General features: G+C 43.1%; 16 protein-coding genes. 14 read left to right on the forward strand and 2 right to left on the reverse strand.

Going from position 1 to position 16582, the window contains the following annotated elements; translation table 11 throughout:
• Positions 1 to 175: 175 nt before the first annotated feature.
• Positions 176 to 1576, reverse strand: coding sequence for a DEAD/DEAH box helicase (locus K245_RS0102335; RefSeq protein WP_035276347.1), 1401 nt, complete (start codon positions 1574 to 1576; stop codon positions 176 to 178).
• 515 nt (positions 1577 to 2091) lie between these two features.
• Here K245_RS0102335 and K245_RS0102340 point away from each other — a divergent pair.
• From K245_RS0102340 to K245_RS22730, 6 genes are all read left to right on the forward strand, one after another.
• Complete coding sequence (locus tag K245_RS0102340; protein ID WP_084156097.1) at positions 2092 to 3657, forward strand: HD domain-containing phosphohydrolase; 1566 nt, start codon at positions 2092 to 2094, stop codon at positions 3655 to 3657.
• Positions 3658 to 3851: 194 nt separating this feature from the next.
• A complete protein-coding gene (locus K245_RS0102345; RefSeq protein WP_027358011.1) occupies positions 3852 to 4406 on the forward strand; it encodes a PilZ domain-containing protein in 555 nt (184 codons plus the stop codon).
• A 44-nt stretch (positions 4407 to 4450) separates the two neighbouring features.
• Complete coding sequence (locus tag K245_RS0102350; protein ID WP_027358012.1) at positions 4451 to 4807, forward strand: PilZ domain-containing protein; 357 nt, start codon at positions 4451 to 4453, stop codon at positions 4805 to 4807.
• Between the two features lie 50 nt (positions 4808 to 4857).
• On the forward strand, positions 4858 to 5319 hold the full coding sequence (locus K245_RS0102355) for a chemotaxis protein CheX (RefSeq protein ID WP_027358013.1): 462 nt from the start codon (positions 4858 to 4860) through the stop codon (positions 5317 to 5319).
• Positions 5320 to 5399: 80 nt separating this feature from the next.
• Positions 5400 to 5774 (forward strand): chemotaxis response regulator CheY, encoded by a 375-nt coding sequence (locus K245_RS0102360; RefSeq protein WP_027358014.1) that lies wholly within the window; start codon positions 5400 to 5402, stop codon positions 5772 to 5774.
• 179 nt (positions 5775 to 5953) lie between these two features.
• Complete coding sequence (locus K245_RS22730) at positions 5954 to 6949, forward strand: sigma-54 interaction domain-containing protein (protein ID WP_232223787.1); 996 nt, start codon at positions 5954 to 5956, stop codon at positions 6947 to 6949.
• Between the two features lie 52 nt (positions 6950 to 7001).
• Here K245_RS22730 and K245_RS0102370 read toward each other — a convergent pair whose 3' ends face one another.
• Positions 7002 to 7181, reverse strand: a complete 180-nt coding sequence (locus K245_RS0102370; RefSeq protein WP_027358015.1) for a hypothetical protein — start codon at positions 7179 to 7181, stop codon at positions 7002 to 7004.
• Positions 7182 to 7316: 135 nt separating this feature from the next.
• On the opposite strand from K245_RS0102370, the gene K245_RS0102375 reads away from it, so the two are divergent.
• From K245_RS0102375 to K245_RS0102410, 8 genes are all read left to right on the forward strand, one after another.
• Complete coding sequence (locus K245_RS0102375; protein WP_027358016.1) at positions 7317 to 9728, forward strand: tetratricopeptide repeat protein; 2412 nt, start codon at positions 7317 to 7319, stop codon at positions 9726 to 9728.
• Between the two features lie 293 nt (positions 9729 to 10021).
• Complete coding sequence (locus K245_RS0102380) at positions 10022 to 11422, forward strand: sigma-54-dependent transcriptional regulator (RefSeq protein WP_027358017.1); 1401 nt, start codon at positions 10022 to 10024, stop codon at positions 11420 to 11422.
• A gap of 75 nt (positions 11423 to 11497) precedes the next feature.
• A complete protein-coding gene (gene flgB / locus K245_RS0102385) occupies positions 11498 to 11902 on the forward strand; it encodes a flagellar basal body rod protein FlgB (protein WP_027358018.1) in 405 nt (134 codons plus the stop codon).
• Entirely contained in the window at positions 11902 to 12339 is a 438-nt protein-coding gene (flgC, locus tag K245_RS0102390) for a flagellar basal body rod protein FlgC (protein WP_027358019.1), read from the forward strand. Before flgB ends, flgC begins: the two co-directional genes overlap by 1 nt.
• 14 nt (positions 12340 to 12353) lie before the next feature.
• Positions 12354 to 12659 (forward strand): flagellar hook-basal body complex protein FliE, encoded by a 306-nt coding sequence (gene fliE / locus K245_RS0102395; RefSeq protein WP_027358020.1) that lies wholly within the window; start codon positions 12354 to 12356, stop codon positions 12657 to 12659.
• A 217-nt stretch (positions 12660 to 12876) separates the two neighbouring features.
• Positions 12877 to 14472 carry a flagellar basal-body MS-ring/collar protein FliF gene (gene fliF / locus K245_RS0102400; protein WP_027358021.1) on the forward strand — a complete coding sequence of 532 codons (1596 nt, stop codon included), beginning with the start codon at positions 12877 to 12879 and terminating at the stop codon, positions 14470 to 14472.
• The gene (gene fliG / locus K245_RS0102405) at positions 14469 to 15482 is read left to right on the forward strand and encodes a flagellar motor switch protein FliG (RefSeq protein WP_027358022.1); all 1014 of its coding nucleotides are present in this window, start codon (positions 14469 to 14471) and stop codon (positions 15480 to 15482) included. The genes fliF and fliG overlap by 4 nt, the downstream gene beginning before the upstream one ends.
• Positions 15469 to 16347, forward strand: a complete 879-nt coding sequence (locus K245_RS0102410) for a FliH/SctL family protein (protein WP_027358023.1) — start codon at positions 15469 to 15471, stop codon at positions 16345 to 16347. Before fliG ends, K245_RS0102410 begins: the two co-directional genes overlap by 14 nt.
• Positions 16348 to 16582: the final 235 nt, after the last annotated feature.

Below are 16582 nucleotides of genomic sequence, written 5' to 3' on the forward strand. Positions count from 1 at the left end.
AATATTCAATATTTTTATATTAATGCCAAATTTTATTCATAAACTCAAAAGTTTTTTTACGGAGCTTTTTCCAAAAAGCGACCCGCTCGAGGCACACGAATCTGGAGCACAAACCTTAGTGCTTGAGCGCACTACGAATCGGCCTTTTTAGCTAAATTGACCATACAGGCAAAAATCATCTGTCGTCCTCAGGCTGTTCTCCGCTGTAGATTCTCTGCCTTGCCATTGCTCCTGAAACAAGGACATCCACATTTACATCCACATAATCAAATACCCTGGCTTTTTCTTTACCAGGTGCGGGGCGCAGAACCCTTCCGAGATACTGAAGAAGCCTTCCGCTGAACCTGACGGGCGTGGCAAGAAAAAGAGTCGATAACTCTTTTAAATCAAAGCCTTCACCGACAAGCTGGCCTGTTGCCACAATAATCCTGGATTCGCCTGATGAGATCTTGTCCATGGTTTCCTTTCTCTGGGCTGAACTCATGTCTCCGGTGAGCATGACGGCTTCGATATTATGGCCGAATTTCAGCATGGCACAGAGGGTCTCGCAGTGTTTTTTTCTGTCTGACAGGACTATGCAGATGCCTTCTCTTGTTGAAGACTCTTTTGCAACGTCTGCTGCAATGAGTCTGTTTCTTTCGTCATCAGAAACAAGTTCTGTCATTACTTTTGTGTAATGGGTGACGGGATCGAAGTGGGCCTTGAATTCTGTCCGCCTTATGACAATGTCTGCCTTAAGAATATCTCCGCGCATTATAAGCCCTGCCTTGTTGACCTGATGAAGGCAGGGGCCTATGAACCAGTATATGAGCTTTGTGAGGCGGTCGCGCCTGTATAGCGTCGCAGAAAGACCGAGCATGTATTTTGAGTCAAATGCGCTGACAGCTTCGGTGAAGGTTCTTGAAGGCGCTCTGTGGCATTCATCCACGATTATATGTCCGAAGAAAGGAGCTATTTCAGCCGCGCATTTATAAACACTCTGGACTGTTCCGACTGTGAATTCCCTGCCAATTTTTTTTTCTCCTCCGCCGATGAATCCGATTTCTTCGGTTTTTATGCCTGTGAAGCTTTCTATTCTTTCGATCCATTGAAGCGCTAAGTCTTTGGTGTGGACAAGAATAAGACAGGGCTGTTTTCTTTGGGCCGCAATGAAAATTCCCATGACGGTCTTTCCAGCGCCCGTTGGGGCGTTGAGTGTTCCAAAGTCCTTTTTCATTACTTCAGAACAAGCAAACTCCTGGAACTCGCGCAGTTTTCCTGTAAACGGAATATCTATGGGAACCAGGGATCTTCTTTGATCATTCAGGGCAAACGGAATGGAATGCCTTCTGCATATTTCAATCAGCTGTCTTGCGTATCCCCTTGGAATTATGATTTCCCCGGCTGCGGTTTCTTCAAAAAATTTCAGGGATTCGGGAGTTGTTCCGTTCCATCTGCCAAGTCTTTGATTTTCGAGCCATTTAGGGTTCTGGATTGTAAGATTTTGTTTGAGTATGACAAAAAGGCCTGGGGGAAGCAGACGCAGCTTCAGATTGTTTTTAATTAATATTTCCAGAGTACTTGCTTGGTCGTTCATTCAAAAGCTTCCTTAATTTACGCATCAAAAAAACAATGTGATTTTGTCATTCTTGATGGTCTCGCAAAAAGTCAGAAAAAGGCATCGGCGTCATGCCGGACTTGATCAGGCATTTTTGTATTTTCAAATATTTCTGAATTCCGGCCTGCGCCGGAATGACCGAAATCAAACTTTTTGCGACCTTTTCATTCTTAAATCCCGGTCAGATAGAGTCTTGACCTTACAAATTTTATCCATGATTTGGTCATGGGATAAAACCGCCGCGACTCTGCTCAGCTTGTCAGAGCCTTCATGGACTCAATGCCATCATGGGTTTTTTATGTCATTATTTTTAATTGTGCTTAAATATTTGATAGTATTTATTTCATCTGTTGGTATATTAAGCAATTCTATCACTGTCATAGGTAGCCAGTCTGTATAAATGCCATACAGCGCTTATCCAAAGCGCTTTTGGCAAAAAAATGGCATTTAAATATAAGATTTTATAAAGTCACTGTATCATAAGGTTTAGGAAAATGCCGGTTCTAACCGCATCAAGCAGAGACAATTCCACTAATAATATTTTAGATTCATTCTCTGAACAAAAAAAGACAGTTCTTTTTGTTGATGATGAAGAAAGTATCCTTGAGATTGTTGCTGAATACTTCACGCACAAAGGATACCATGTTCTTACTGCCCCGAATGGCGTTGAGGCATTAAAAGTTATTGTCGGGCATCATATAGACTGCTGTTTTACTGACATCAATATGCCCGAAATGACAGGGCTTGAACTGGCAGAGCGCCTCAGAGCGACGGACAACACAATCCCTGTCGTTATAATGACAGGCTATCCTTCGCTTGATAATACAATAAGAACCCTTAGAAACGGCGTAGTTGATTTTTTGATCAAGCCTGTCAATCTTAGCCAGATGGAGCTTTGCCTGAAGAGGGTTTTGAGGGAAAGAGAGCTTTTCATTGAGAATGTCCTTCTCAAGGAAGAACTTGAAAGCAAAAGCAAGATTGAGCAGCTGAACAAGGAGCTTGTCGTCAAGATTGACGAGCTTAATATATTGAACCAGATAATGTCTGAATTTGCGCAGCCGAGCTCAAGCAGGGATATTTTCAGGCGTATAGTTGATATGGCCGTATTTCTGAAAAAGAATTCCGAAGCCAAATTCTATATAGTCAATGAAGAAATGCACGCGCCCTGCCTTGTGGCGTCGTCGACGGTCCAGGGAAAAGGGAATGAATCTCTGCAGGAAGCTGAGGAACAACTTGTTCTTGATGTTTTGAATGACGGAATCCCTCTTCTCATTCCTGAGCTTGATCAGGCAAAACCCATATCTTCCGAGTATGGATCATTCATGCTGGTTCCTCTTAAGATAAGGGAAAAAATATTCGGGGTGCTGACACTTTCGGTCGGCAAGTCAACCGAAGCATTTAATTTCAAGGAACTTTATTATCTTTCCTTCATAGCCAACAAGGCTGCGTACAGCATAGAAAATCTTGCACTCTACGAAAATATTTATGAAAATCTTTTTTCCACGCTCTATGCTTTTGTTTCGGCCATAGAAGCAAAGGATACCTATACCCAGATGCATTCCAAGCGGGTTGCCGAGCTGTCAATAATGATAGGCAAGGAAATAGGATGTACTCTTGAAGAGCTGGAAATACTCAATGTTGTCGGCCAGCTTCATGATATAGGCAAGATTGGAATAAGGGATGAGATTTTGCTCAAGCCCGGAAAACTGACAGATGAAGAGTATGAGATCATAAAACAGCATCCTGGAATAGGAGCCAATATTGTTGGTAAGCTGGGTTTCTGGAACAGGGAGATGGAAATAATCAGGTACCACCACGAAAAATACGATGGCACTGGATATCCTGAAGGCCTGAAACGCGAGGAAATACCATTTCTGGCAAGAATTATTTCCGTGGCAGACTCATACGATGCCATGGCTTCAAACAGAGCTTACAGAAACAGGCTTTCAGACAATGAAATAATGAATATTCTTAAAAAAGGATCAGGAACCCAGTTTGATCCAGGGATAGTGGGCCTCTTTATTTCCATGCTTGAAAAAGGCCAGATTAAAACGGACTGATTAAAAATGACTGACAGCACCGCCACAAGTTTTTGTTTCCATTTCTGCGTATTTTCTTGTGTTTACAGTATATGATTCAGATGTTATAAGTTTAGATACAGCGCCTGAATTCTCCAAAAGGGCCGTTTTCTGAAAGTCTTGTTAAATGCCTCTATTTTCGACTTGAACCTCAAGGGCTTGCTTAAAGACAAACAATGGTAAATAAATTCAAGGAAAAAAGAGAAAACGTCAGAACATTTCTCACTGCCCAGGTGACAGTAAAACCTGTTTCCAGGCATTATGCCGACGGTTTTTCAGGATTTTTTACCGGTATGGAGCCTCTGCTGCCCCCTTCTTCACCAAAAAAAGAATCTGTTCCGGGAACTCCGGACAGTGTGATAGGAATGCTTTTAAGTCTTGATGAAAAGCTTGACCATATTCTTTCAATACTTGAGGACAACAAGAATCTTGCCCAGAAAAGGTGCGAGGCTCTTGACATAAGTGGCACAGGGCTTTGCATTCTGATGGATGAAGAGGTCCGATTCGGCGATAATTTTGAAGTGACCATAAGATTTTCAGGTCATCCTCTGAGGGTTTTGAAAACGTGCGCCGAAGTTGTCAGGGTTTCACCTTACCTTAATAACAGATTTGAAATAGGCATGAAATTCAAAGATCTTACTGAGGCTGAAAAAGAAAATATCATAGCCCTTACTTTTTCAGAAAACAGGAAAAGAATAAGAGAAAACAAAAGTATGTGGGACAACGACTAGTCCTTTTTGGTCTGAAATTATAACCAAGTAACGGCAGGTGAAAAATGACAACTTCTGATGGCTCAGACAGACGGAAAGGTGTAAGAGTTAGATTTGATACAGGAGTTAGTCTCACCATAGATTCCGGCAGTAAGATTATCTCCGCTGTGGGAGACATACGTGATATAAGTCTTAATGGTATTTTTGTAAGAACTCCTGAGAAAATGGAGCAGGGAGCCGAGTGTGACATTAAGATAGAACTGACAGGAACTGAAGTGCCCATTGTTCTTGAGATGAAGGGTAAGGTTGTCAGAATTGAGGATTCAGGGGTTGGCGTTCATTTTGACGCTATGGACCTTGAGACTTTCATGCACCTTAAAAATGTTGTCCGCTATAACGCTCCTGAATCAGATATTTTCTGACTAACATAACTCCGCTAATGTCGGAGGAAATATTGGAAATGGGGTAACTCATGGATGCAAAACTTATTAATCCATTTATAAATGCTACAACTAATGTTCTGGAAACCATGGCTTTCATAAAATCGGTTCCAGGTAAGCCCTATCTCAAGAAGGATGACGTGGCCAAGGGCGATGTCACAGGCGTGATAGGCATCACAGGTGAAACCAACGGAACCATCGCGGTCACCTTTGAAGAAGGCTGCATCCTCAAAATTGTATCCAATATGTTCGGAGAGGAAATGACCACTTTGAACAGCGAGGTTGCCGATGCGGTTGGAGAGCTTACAAATATGATTTCAGGCCAGGCCAGGCGTGAACTCGAAGGCCTTGGAATGGTATTTGAGGCGGCCATTCCTTCTGTGGTCAGCGGCAGGTCTCACTCAATTACCCATTATACAGACGGTCCAAAGATAGCTATCCCTTTCACAACGGATGGCGGGAAATTCACAATAGAAGTCTGTCTTGAAAAATAGATTTGAGATAAAACGGGATTTGTTTTATTAGATTCCCAATCTGAAACCGTTTATTGTTCGCATGACAGGAGGAAGGTATCATGGATACATCCATCAAAATTTTATGCGTGGACGATTTTGCAACCATGCGCAGAATTTTAAAAAATATTCTCAAGCAGCTTGGCTTTAACAATATAACCGAGGCAGACGACGGGACAACAGCTCTTGAAGAGCTTAAAAAATCCCATTACGACCTGATAATCTCGGACTGGAATATGCCTAAGATGACAGGTCTTGAGCTTCTCAAGACAATCAGAAGCACACCTGAATTCAAGGATATTCCCTTCCTTATGGTTACTGCCGAGGCCCAGAAACAGAATGTTATCGAAGCTGTTCAGGCAGGCGTTTCTAATTATGTTGTTAAGCCTTTCACCGCAGAGGCAATAGCAGAAAAGCTCCAGAAGATCCTTGGCTAAGTTTTTACCGGGTTTTTCGGACAGAAAAGAGTATTTCACGGCATAAAACCGGAACTTTTCTGTCCGGAGCCTGATTTGCAAAGTGCGGATAATTTGTTTTATTATTAGGTATATATCTTTCTTAAATGCCAGTGTCCAACTCCTTAAAAAAAACACCTGTCCAGGAAGATCTTTCTGAAATGATCGGTTTCGTTGGGAAAAGTCCTGAAGTTCAGGCTGTTTTGAAAAAGATCACCAAGGTGGCGGCCTCGGACAGCACTGTCCTCATTACGGGCGAAAGCGGCACTGGAAAAGAGTTGATCGCAAGGGCCATACATTGCCTAAGCAAAAGAAGCGCCGGGCCTATGATCACCATCAATTGCGGCGCAATTCCTTCCGAACTTCTTGAAAGCGAGCTTTTTGGTCATGAGAAAGGTTCTTTCACCGGAGCCCATAAGGCAAGAATGGGCAGATTCGAGATGGCCGCAGCCGGAACCATATTCCTTGATGAAATAGGGGACATGAATCCAATGCTCCAGGTCAAGCTTCTCAGGGCAATCCAGGAGCAGACCTTTGAGCGTGTAGGCGGCGAAAAGCCCATAAGTGTTGACATCAGAATTATTTCTGCCACAAATAAAAATCTCAAAAAGGCCGTGGAAGAAGGCTCTTTCAGGGATGACCTTTTCTACCGGCTAAATGTAATACCTCTCCATATTCCTCCTCTGCGTGAAAGAACCGGAGATATTCCAGTTCTGTGCTCTTATTTTTTAGAACGTTTTTCAGAACGAATGGAAGAGCCTGTCAAAAAAATATCAGACAAGGCAGGGGCTTTTCTGGAGGCTTATGCCTGGCCAGGCAATGTGCGTGAACTTGAGAACCTCATGGAGCGTCTTTCTGTGATGGTGGACGGTGAAATCATTGATGTTGAGGATTTACCTGAAAATATCAATGTGCAGGCAGAAAATTCTGTAAGCAAAGGCTTCCCGGATGGGTTTCAGTACGATGAGAACATCGGGTTCAACGACGCGGTTGATAATTTCCAGCGCCACCTTATCCTGAAAGCCCTGAAAAAGACGGGATGGGTAAAGGCAAAGGCGGCAGAACTTCTTAAAATAAACCGTACGACCCTTGTTGAAAAGATCAAAAAGCTTGAGATAGAATCAAAAGCTTCGGATGTTTTTGAAATAGATAAATAACAGCCCTCTGTCAAAATAATGCCACATGCATCCCCGAAAACTGTTTTAATGACTATTTGATCTTGATTTTGATCCCATAAAGCGCAGGTTGTTTTGTAAAAACCGCAACAATAATCTTTCTGATTTTTTTAATAGAGCCTGTAATTATAAGCACAAAAAGCCTCATGGATATTACTTGGCAATGATCCCCCAATTTTTTCTGTCTCTTTATTCCGTACTTTTTTATTGGCATCCACTTATCTTTATTCATACCCGTTTTATTTTAATAATAGATATGGCATTTTATTTGCAGTATTTGCTTACAAGTGCGGACGGACTTAAATAACGTCCGTGTAAAAATGGCTAAATCTATTATTGTGGAAAGAATATGAACTCCGGAAATTATAAAATCTTAAAAGCAGCGATGTGCATTCTTCTGATATTATTTATGTCAGTCGTTTTCACAGATACTTATGCTGCGGAGAAAAAGGCGGCTGCTTCTGCCGAGGCTGCCCCTGCCGGAGATTCCCTTGGCATAAATATCGAATTCATGGGTAAGAAGCCGGAAATCAGGATAGCGAGGGTGGACGGAACTGAGCTCATGATAGCTTTCAGGATGAAGGCATCAGGCGATGATTTTAAGATAGGCGCTGGAAAACAAAAATTTGCCGGATTGAGATATGAGATTTTGCCTGGCGGGGCCGGAGCTATATTTTTAAAAACCCATGACAGAATAGATTCCTTTGACAGCAAATGGGATCAGGATGGAAAAAATCTTCAGGTTTCCGTTATAACAAAAAAGGCTGAAGCCCCCAAGCAACCTGAAAAGACAGTTGAGTCGGCAGGGTCAACAATTTCAAGTGAAGATGCGGAGTTTATTTCAAATATTAAAGAAATGCCCTGCTTTTCCGCCGGCGGATTATCATCAGCTTTCGGTGCCTTGTCGAATGAAAACTGGGACAGTGCAGCCGAAATTCTCGACGAATTTTTGACAGACGCCCAAAACAGCGGCAAGTGCGCGGATGCAGCAAGTTTTCTCAGTGCTTACGTTTTTTACAGATCAAAAGGCAAGGATGATCCCGCAGTTAGCAGGAGAATGTTCCAGGAGATGATGGTCGAGTATCCTGATTCTCCATATATTCCTTATTCTGCCCTTTATCTTGGGGAACTCGAGCTTTCGCTCACAGGCTATGCTCCGGCATCAGGGTATTTCAACTACATACTCACGGAGTTTCCTGATTTCAGGGCAAAGCCCCAGGCAATCTACGGATATGCCATATCAAACATATATCTCGATAATCTGGTGAGTTCATATAAGGCCCTTAGCGAACTTTCGTCCAAATATCCTGACAGTGCATACACTGAACATGCTGCTTTTCAACAGGGAAGAATTTTTTTCAAGCGCGGAGACTATGAGGATGCCCTGAAACGCTTTGAAGTCTATTATTCCAAAAATAAGGATGCTGTTTATGATTCTCCTGAATTGTTATACTATCTTGGAAGTTCCGCCTACCACATAGGTAATTACAAAAAGGCCATAGAATATCTTTCAATGGCTTATAATCTTTTTCCTGAAATTGAAGAGCCAGATATTCTATTTTCAAGAATTGCCGACAGCTACGTTGAAGAAGGCCAGCTTGAAAAGGCAAAAAAGATTTACGAACTGGTCAGGTCAAAATATTCGGGTACTGACGGTTTCGCCGTAAGTTCTGTGAGACTTGCGGGCCTTGTGGATAATCAGGAGGAAAAAGAGGGGATCTACCAGGAGGTTATTGATGGTTTCCCTGATAATCCCCTTGCAAAGCTTTCCATGCTCAAACTTGCAAAGGCAAAGTTTGACACAGGCGATTTTGAAAGCAGTATGGAGCTTCTTTTCCAGCTATTATCTGAAAATCCCGGCGCAACAAAAAAAGAAGCTGATGCATTTTTGCAGCTGGCAACTGAAAAGTATTTTTCCTCAAAAGTATCCGAAGGCAAGGCCTTTGAAGCAGTTAAGAATTTTGAGGCAAAGAAAAAAAAAATTGAACCCTATATGAATCCAAAGATTCAATACCTTGTAGGAAAATCATATCTGAATCTCGGGCTTTATGAGCCTGCCTACGAATATCTGGCCGCATCCGCTCCTGCTTACGCGAACAAGGCCAAACCTCCGGGGTTTGACTATGATCTTGCACTGAGCATGGACGAGACAGGCCGGGCTGCGGAAGCAAAGCATATGTTCGTGTCCGCTTCTTCATCTGATTCTCTTTCGTCTGTGGATGCTCTGAAAAGACTTGCCCGCATTCAGATCTCGGAAGGTAAGCAGGACGATGCCCTGAACACATACAGGGAAGCTTTTTCAAAAAGTGAAAAACCGGATCAGAAAGCCGAAATACTGCTTGATCAGGCCCCAATATTTGAGAGCCGGAAAGATACCGATGCGGTGGCGTCTCTTATGGCCAAGGCCGAGGATCTTTTAAGGGCGAATAATGCGTCACCGGACAGGGACTTGCTTTTGAAAATTTTAAAAAAGCGGGGAGAGGCCGAGGCAAAAAAAGAAAATTATCTTGCAGCATCAGGAGCTTTTGAGCGTGCCCTTGCTCTGAAAAAAGAGGGAGATAATTTTGAAGAAATTTCCTTTTTACTCGCAGATACTTACGAGCGTCTGACCAAGACAAAAGAGGCGTCTGAAATATTCAAAAGCATTTCAGAGGGAGAAAACGATTTCTGGGCAAAGCTTGCCAAGGAAAGGCTCGAGCAGCTCATTTTTTTCGATAAGCTTAAAAGCCCTGAAAAAAAACTGGCGTCCCAGGCTAATTAACTGATGATCGGCCCTCAGAAAGTCTGATTACCGTCATTCCTGCGCAGACCGGAATTCAGAAGTATCTGAAAATACAAAGATGCCTGAGCAGGTATGACAAAAAACCGACTTTTTGCTGTTTTTTCATACGGATTGTTCATCAGGCGTATAAAAATGATAATATAAATATAGATATTTGAGTTTATTTCAGTTTCCTGTTAATAACTTTAGATCTTAAGCTACAGCGGCCGCCACTCCTCAATGTTTTTTTGGGGTATTCATGTTTTTTTCGATTTTTGATATTTAATGCCATCATGTCCAGAGTAGAAATTCTCATAGTTGAAGACAATCATAAAGAAAGAAGCCTGATTCTCCGTTATCTGGAAGATATTGGCGCTTATCCTTCTTTTGCTTCTGATGTTTCAGAGGCTCTGGAAAAAGTCAGAACCGGGAATTTCTGCCTTGTTATTTTAAGCTATGAGACACTCGGCCTCCAGACCCATATCTTTCTCGATGCTATATCAGTTATGGATTCAGCCCCAAGAACCGTAATAACATCAAATACTCCATCCGTTGAAACAGCTGTTGCCCTTATAAAAGCAGGCGCAATGGATTTTCTGGCAAAGCCGGTTCAGAGGGACAGCATAAAGGCTGTACTTGATCTGGTTCTTGAACAGAAAATTGATAAGCTGGACGGATCAGAGCCGCAGAGACCTTCTAAAAAAATCGAGATAATAACCAGAGACAAGGGAATGGAAAAACTCATTGCCCTTGTTGATCAGGTAGCAGACAGCACCGCTTCAGTGCTTATTAACGGTGAAAGCGGCACTGGTAAAGAAGTATTTGCCAGATATATCCATGACAAAAGCAGCAGAAGAAAAAAGGCCTTTGTTGCGGTGAACTGCGCAGCTCTTCCTGAGTCGCTTCTTGAAAGCGAGCTTTTTGGTTATGAGAAAGGCGCTTTCACAGGAGCTGCAGCAAGAAAACCGGGCAAATTTGAAATTGCCAGCGGCGGAACCATCCTGCTTGACGAAATAACTGAAATGCAGCCCCATCTCCAGTCAAAGCTTCTCAGGGTAATACAGGAGAGGGAGATTGACAGGATAGGCGGTATTGCGCCGGTTCCTGTGGATGTTAGAATAATTGCAACCACAAATCGGGATATAAGGGCTTCTGTGGACTCAGGCTCTTTCAGGGACGACCTTTTCTACAGATTAAGCACAATTCCTTTGAATATCCCGTCACTCAGGAAAAGAGCCGGGGATATACCCTTCCTTGCCGAGTTTTTTATCCAGAAGTATAGTCTTATTGACGGTCGCCGTGTCAAAGGTTTGACGGATGCCGCTCTTTCAAGGATCTGTGCATATGAGTTTCCCGGAAATGTCCGTGAGCTTGAAAACATGATGCACAGAGCTGTTCTTCTTGCAAAAGCCGAGCTTATAAAGCCGGTTGACCTCATGATGGAAGATGATGAAGATGATGAATTCAAAGAGATTGTAAAGACTGGTGACCAGCAGGCAGTCAGTTTTTCCATACCCGAAGATTTTTATTCTGCTCCCCTGCGCGACGTTGAAAGACAGATGATTTTCCATACGCTTGAAAAGACCCAGGGCAACAGAACCCACGCTGCCAAGCTGCTTGGGATCAGCGTCAGAACGCTTCGAAACAAGCTTAATGAGTATCGGGAAGAGTTTGGGGATATCCCGGATATTTAACTTGCTTCATGTTAGGCATGAAAATTGCTTTTTAGTATTATCAATGAGAAGAACAATACTGAAAAGGAGTTTACCATGTCTGGTTTAAAAATATTTGACAATACATACAATTTTCTGGGCAACGCCCTTAATGTTTCGTCCAGGCGTCATAATCTCATCACTTCCAATATTGCCAATATAGATACCATCGGTTACAAGCCAAGTGACCTCGATTTCAAATCCACTCTTGAGGCTTTGATGGCAGAGCCCAAAAAAGAAATGGCAGTGACACATCCCAAGCACATCACTCCTGAAACCGCTCCTCCTGACATGAATGGAGAAAGATTCGACATGGCCAATATCTATCATCTTGATTCAGTCGATCTGGACAGGGAGATGGAGAGTCTTGTTGAAAACAATATCAATTACAGAACCACTGCCGAAATGATGATGAGAAAGATAACTCTGTTGAAGCACGCTATAAGTGAGGGAGGCAGATAATGGATTTTTATACTTCTATGAGAATAAGCGCTGGGGGCCTTACTGCCCAGCGCACTAAAATGAATGTCATCTCCGAGAACATTGCGAATGTCGATACCACAAGAACCCCGGAAGGCGGGCCATACAGGAGAAAAATGGTTGTCTTCGGATCAACTCCCGTAAAAGATGATTTCGGCAAGAAGCTTGAAGAAGCAGGCAAGGCTCACACGGGGGTTGAAGTGAAGCAGATTGTCCGCTCCCAGGAAGATTTCAGGCTTGTATACAATCCGAGCCATCCTGACTCTGATCCAGTAACAGGTTACGTGGCCATGCCTAATGTGGATCATATCACAGAGATTTCTGACATGATGGTGGCAAGAAGAGCTTATGACGCGAACGTTTCAGCCCTCAACAACAGCAAGAGTATGATTCTTAAAGCCCTTGAAATAGGCAAATAACCGGGAGGTTTATCATGAATACAATCAGACCAATATTCGGTTCGGCTCCGCAGCTGATGAACCAGCTTAACAAAAGCACTCCAGCACCATCCCAGGGCGAAGGAATAAATTTCATGGATAGATTAAAGAGTGCCATGAGTGATGTCAATAATCGTCAGGTGGTTGCAGATACTGCCTCTGAACAGGTTGTACAGGGAAAAATGGGAATCCATGAAGGCATGATGGCGGTTCAGGAAGCGGATGTATCGCTCAGGTATATGCTCCAGGTAAGGGGCAAGACAGTTGAGGCATACCGCGAGATAATGCGTATGCAGTTCTGATTTTGCTGTTAAAATTTAAGGCCGTTAATAAAATGATCCTGATCAATATCCTTGCATAAACTTTGACAAGGTCGCAAAAAGTTCGGTTCCCGTCATTCCGGCGTATGCCGGAATCCAGAAGTAGCTGAAAACACTGGGTACCGGATCAAGTCCGGCATAATGCCGACGCCTTTTTTGACTTTTTGCGAGACCATCAACTTTAAATTAGGTTGGCACCATGAATCCTATCCTTGAACAGATTCTTAATATCTACAGAAATATGCCTCTATCGAGAAAAATTTTCATAGGGGCGGCCACAGCTATAATGATTGCCGGTTTTGCCGCGCTTTTCATATGGGCCAACCGCGTGCAGTATAATACTCTTTATACCAATCTTTCGTCCGAAGATGCTTCCCAGATTTTAACCAAACTCAAGGAACAGCGGGTGCCATATCAGCTCGAAGGCGGCGGCTCGACCATCAAAATACCTGAGGAGAAAGTCTATGAAACAAGACTGGGAATGGCTGGTCTGGGGCTTCCAAAGGGTGGGGGAGCAGGCTTTGAGATTTTTGACAAGACTGATTTTGGCGCCACTGAGTTTGTGCAGAATCTGAATTATCAGCGTGCTCTTCAGGGTGAGCTTGCACGAACCATAAAAGAATTTGATGAAGTTGAAGACGCCAGGGTAATGATTGTAATGCCCAAGGATTCTGTTTTCATAGAAGATAAAAAACCTCCGACAGCATCAATCATGCTTAAGCTTAAAAAAGATCTGCCAAAGGAAAAGGTCAATGCAGTGGTTTATCTTGTGTCAAGTTCGATTTCAGATCTTGCGCCTGAAAGAATTTCTGTGGTTGACACAACCGGTAAGGTTTTGTTCAAGCATAAGCAGGAAGATGAAGATGGAGGCGATATTGTTGCCAAACGCCAGAAATACAAAACCTCGGTTGAAGAAGAGCTTTCCGCAAGCATACAGTCAATGCTTGAACATATTATAGGCAAGAATAAAGCTATTGTTCGTGTTACTACAGAGATGAATTTTGCCCAGATAGACGAGCAGGAAGAAATCTTTGATCCGGAAGGACAGGTTGCAAGAAGCAGGCATAATATCGGGGAGGCTGCGGACAAGCAGGGCAAGAATCCCGCAGATGTTTCAAGCGTTAATCCTGTAGTTCCTCCTGAAGAACAGGTTGCAGGTGGTACTCCATATAATGAAAAAAATCAGAAGACCGATGATACGGTAAACTATGATATAACAAAGACCCTTAGAAAAACCGTTAAGCCCATTGGCCAGGTAACAAGACTTTCAGTTGCTGCTGTTCTTGATGGCAAGTATGAAGATGCAAAGGATGATAAAGGCTTCATAGTAAAGAAGTTTGTTCCAAGATCCCAGCAGGAAATGGATCAGTTCATGGCTATTGTGAAAAAATCCATGGGTTTCAACGAAGACAGAGGCGACCAGATTTCAGTAGAGTCCCTTCCTTTCTCAAGTGTTGACGAAGTTGCTCCTGATACAAGGTTTGACATAGGAAAAATGAGGAAGGATTATGGAAATATAATTGCAAATATCCTTCTTATACTGGCAATATTCATATTCATTGTACGACCGGTGGCAAAGACCATCAAAGAAGTCAAGACTGTGGTTCAGGAGCCGGCGCTTCCTCCTGGTGAGGAAGAGACAAGACTTATATCAGAAATTGAGGAAGACACCATTCATCTGCCCAAGCCCGAGGAAATTGAGGCCAAGGAAAGGGCTTATGAACTGGCTCTCAGGGATCATGACAGAACAGCCAGCATAATCAGGGGCTGGCTAAACGAGGCGGCGCAATCATGACAGATGAAGAAAAAGGCGGACTTACAGGTCAACAGAAGGCGGCAATCTTTTTGATTGCGATGGGAGAGGATTATGCCGCCAATGTTTTCAAGCGAATGTCTGATCGTGAGATCAGAAAGGCCGCCACTGCCATGGCCACCCTGGAAAAGATAGAACCTGCCGTGGTGGCTAAAGTCATGGAAGAATTCATAGAGCAATACGAAGGTGATGTGCCGATCATGGTTCAGGGAGACACCTTCATAAAAAATGTTCTTGGCAAGGCGCTGGAAAAGGAGCGGGCTGACATTTTCATCAAAGAAGTGGAGGAAGGTAAGAGGGATGTCCCGTTCGACTGGAGCTGGAAGGTCAATACATCCACAATGTCATCATATCTGGGCGCGGAGCATCCCCAGACTGTCGCCATGGTTCTGGCCCATCTGCCTCCTGAAATATCTGCTGAGGTCATGATTGGTCTGCCTGATGAAAGAAAGGGTGACATAGCTCTGCGTATTGCAAAACTTGGTCAGATTCCTGAGGACATAATAAGAGATGTGGATGACGCTTTGAGGGCTGAATTCAGCGGTGTGGCAGGCAAGGGAAGTAAAGGCGGCGGTCTTCAGGTTCTTGTTGATATATTGAACGGAGTTAATAAGGAAACCGAAGAGCTTGTCATGGAAACCATAGAAGAAGAAAATCCGGATATGGCTGAAGACATTAAAGGCATGATGTTCGTATTTGAAGATCTGCTCAATGTAGATGACAAGGCTATGCGCGAGATTCTGAAGAAAGTTGAAGGCAGCCAGCTTACCATTGCGTTAAAGACGGCAAGTGATGAAATGAAGAAAAAGATTCTTGGAAACCTCTCTGCACGCGCGGCTGAAATGCTCATGGAAGACCTTGAGATTATGGGGCCTGTAAAGCTTTCAGATGTTGAAGGCGCTCAGTCTGAAGTTGTAAGAGCGGCCAAGGAGCTTGAGTCAGAAGGTACCATCACACTTGGAGGCAAAGGAAAGGGCGATGTCTTCGTCTGATAATAAAAACAGGCCTGATGATGATTGGAAGCCCATGTCAGTAGATGCTTCCGATCATTTCGAGGATATATCCTCTCCCCAAAGGGAGGAATCGGATTTCAGCGCCCTTTTCAGCCAAGAGGGCAAGAAGAAGAAAAAACAGGTCGATTCCTTTGTTCCTTTTGTTTCTAAAGATGGTGATTCCGTAAAGGTTACGGAAATGACCGAAGATCTCTTTGAAGAAGATCCTGCTGAAAATGTATCCGATCATGTTGAGGAACCTGAAATACCGAGGATTTCCGAAGAAGAGCTGAACGCTATAAGGGAAGTGGCCAGAAAAGAAGGCTTTGATCAGGGCTATGCGGACGGGTTTTCCAAAGGAGAAAAAGACGGATTCAGCAAGGGGGAAAAAGACGGCTTTGCAAAGGGTGAGGCAACAGGTCATGACAATGGTTTGAAAATAGCAGCCAGCCAGGCTGAAAGTATAGAATCCCTCTTATCTGATATGAATTCGGCATATTCCGTTCTTATTAAAAAGAATGAGGCATTCATAATAAGTCTTATATGCCGTGCAGTTGAAAAAATTGTGTATGGTCTTCTTTCCATAGATCATCTGATAGTCAAGCGTGCTGTAATGGAAGCCTTTTCGCTTATTCCCGAGCCAGAGGACGTTACGGTCAGAATCAATACCGAAGATTACGAATTCATAGAGCATGTCAAAGATGATTTTTTCAGGGAAATTTCTTCTCTCAAGCAGGTGACCGTGATTGCTGATCCAGGAGTCAAAAAAGGCGGATGCCAGATAGAATGTGCGGCAGGAACTGTTGATATGAATCTTGAAAAAAGACTTGAAAGCATAAAAAAGAAGATAATTGAACTCAGCTGATGGAATGAATCTGTAATAATATAAAGATGGTTGTTTTTAGATTCTTGATTGGTGATTTTTGCGGTTGGCATTAATAATCAATATTCATACTTCTAAAATCAAAAATCAGCATTAAAAAATTCAAGATGGCTATGCAGTATTTTCAGTTTGATTGTCTGCCCTGAAAATAATGACTTACAAGAATAACGGAAGTATTGTTTTCCAGGCATCTGACATAATCATAAAATTTTTGCGG

This window comes from Desulforegula conservatrix Mb1Pa (assembly GCF_000426225.1).
Lineage (GTDB): Bacteria > Desulfobacterota > Desulfobacteria > Desulfobacterales > Desulforegulaceae > Desulforegula > Desulforegula conservatrix.

Excerpts from the sequence above, each read along its gene's own strand:
- fliG (WP_027358022.1), top strand. The coding sequence starts at position 14,469 with ATGACAGATGAAGAAAAAGGCGGACTTACAGGTCAACAGAAGGCGGCA.
- K245_RS0102350 (WP_027358012.1), top strand. The coding sequence starts at position 4,451 with ATGACAACTTCTGATGGCTCAGACAGACGGAAAGGTGTAAGAGTTAGA.
- K245_RS0102340 (WP_084156097.1), top strand. The coding sequence starts at position 2,092 with ATGCCGGTTCTAACCGCATCAAGCAGAGACAATTCCACTAATAATATT.
- flgC (WP_027358019.1), top strand. The coding sequence starts at position 11,902 with ATGGATTTTTATACTTCTATGAGAATAAGCGCTGGGGGCCTTACTGCC.
- K245_RS22730 (WP_232223787.1), top strand. The coding sequence starts at position 5,954 with ATGATCGGTTTCGTTGGGAAAAGTCCTGAAGTTCAGGCTGTTTTGAAA.
- K245_RS0102370 (WP_027358015.1), bottom strand. The coding sequence starts at position 7,181 with ATGCCAATAAAAAAGTACGGAATAAAGAGACAGAAAAAATTGGGGGAT.
- K245_RS0102410 (WP_027358023.1), top strand. The coding sequence starts at position 15,469 with ATGTCTTCGTCTGATAATAAAAACAGGCCTGATGATGATTGGAAGCCC.
- K245_RS0102375 (WP_027358016.1), top strand. The coding sequence starts at position 7,317 with ATGAACTCCGGAAATTATAAAATCTTAAAAGCAGCGATGTGCATTCTT.
- K245_RS0102360 (WP_027358014.1), top strand. The coding sequence starts at position 5,400 with ATGGATACATCCATCAAAATTTTATGCGTGGACGATTTTGCAACCATG.
- fliF (WP_027358021.1), top strand. The coding sequence starts at position 12,877 with ATGAATCCTATCCTTGAACAGATTCTTAATATCTACAGAAATATGCCT.
- K245_RS0102345 (WP_027358011.1), top strand. The coding sequence starts at position 3,852 with ATGGTAAATAAATTCAAGGAAAAAAGAGAAAACGTCAGAACATTTCTC.
- fliE (WP_027358020.1), top strand. The coding sequence starts at position 12,354 with ATGAATACAATCAGACCAATATTCGGTTCGGCTCCGCAGCTGATGAAC.
- flgB (WP_027358018.1), top strand. The coding sequence starts at position 11,498 with ATGTCTGGTTTAAAAATATTTGACAATACATACAATTTTCTGGGCAAC.
- K245_RS0102355 (WP_027358013.1), top strand. The coding sequence starts at position 4,858 with ATGGATGCAAAACTTATTAATCCATTTATAAATGCTACAACTAATGTT.
- K245_RS0102335 (WP_035276347.1), bottom strand. The coding sequence starts at position 1,576 with ATGAACGACCAAGCAAGTACTCTGGAAATATTAATTAAAAACAATCTG.
- K245_RS0102380 (WP_027358017.1), top strand. The coding sequence starts at position 10,022 with ATGTCCAGAGTAGAAATTCTCATAGTTGAAGACAATCATAAAGAAAGA.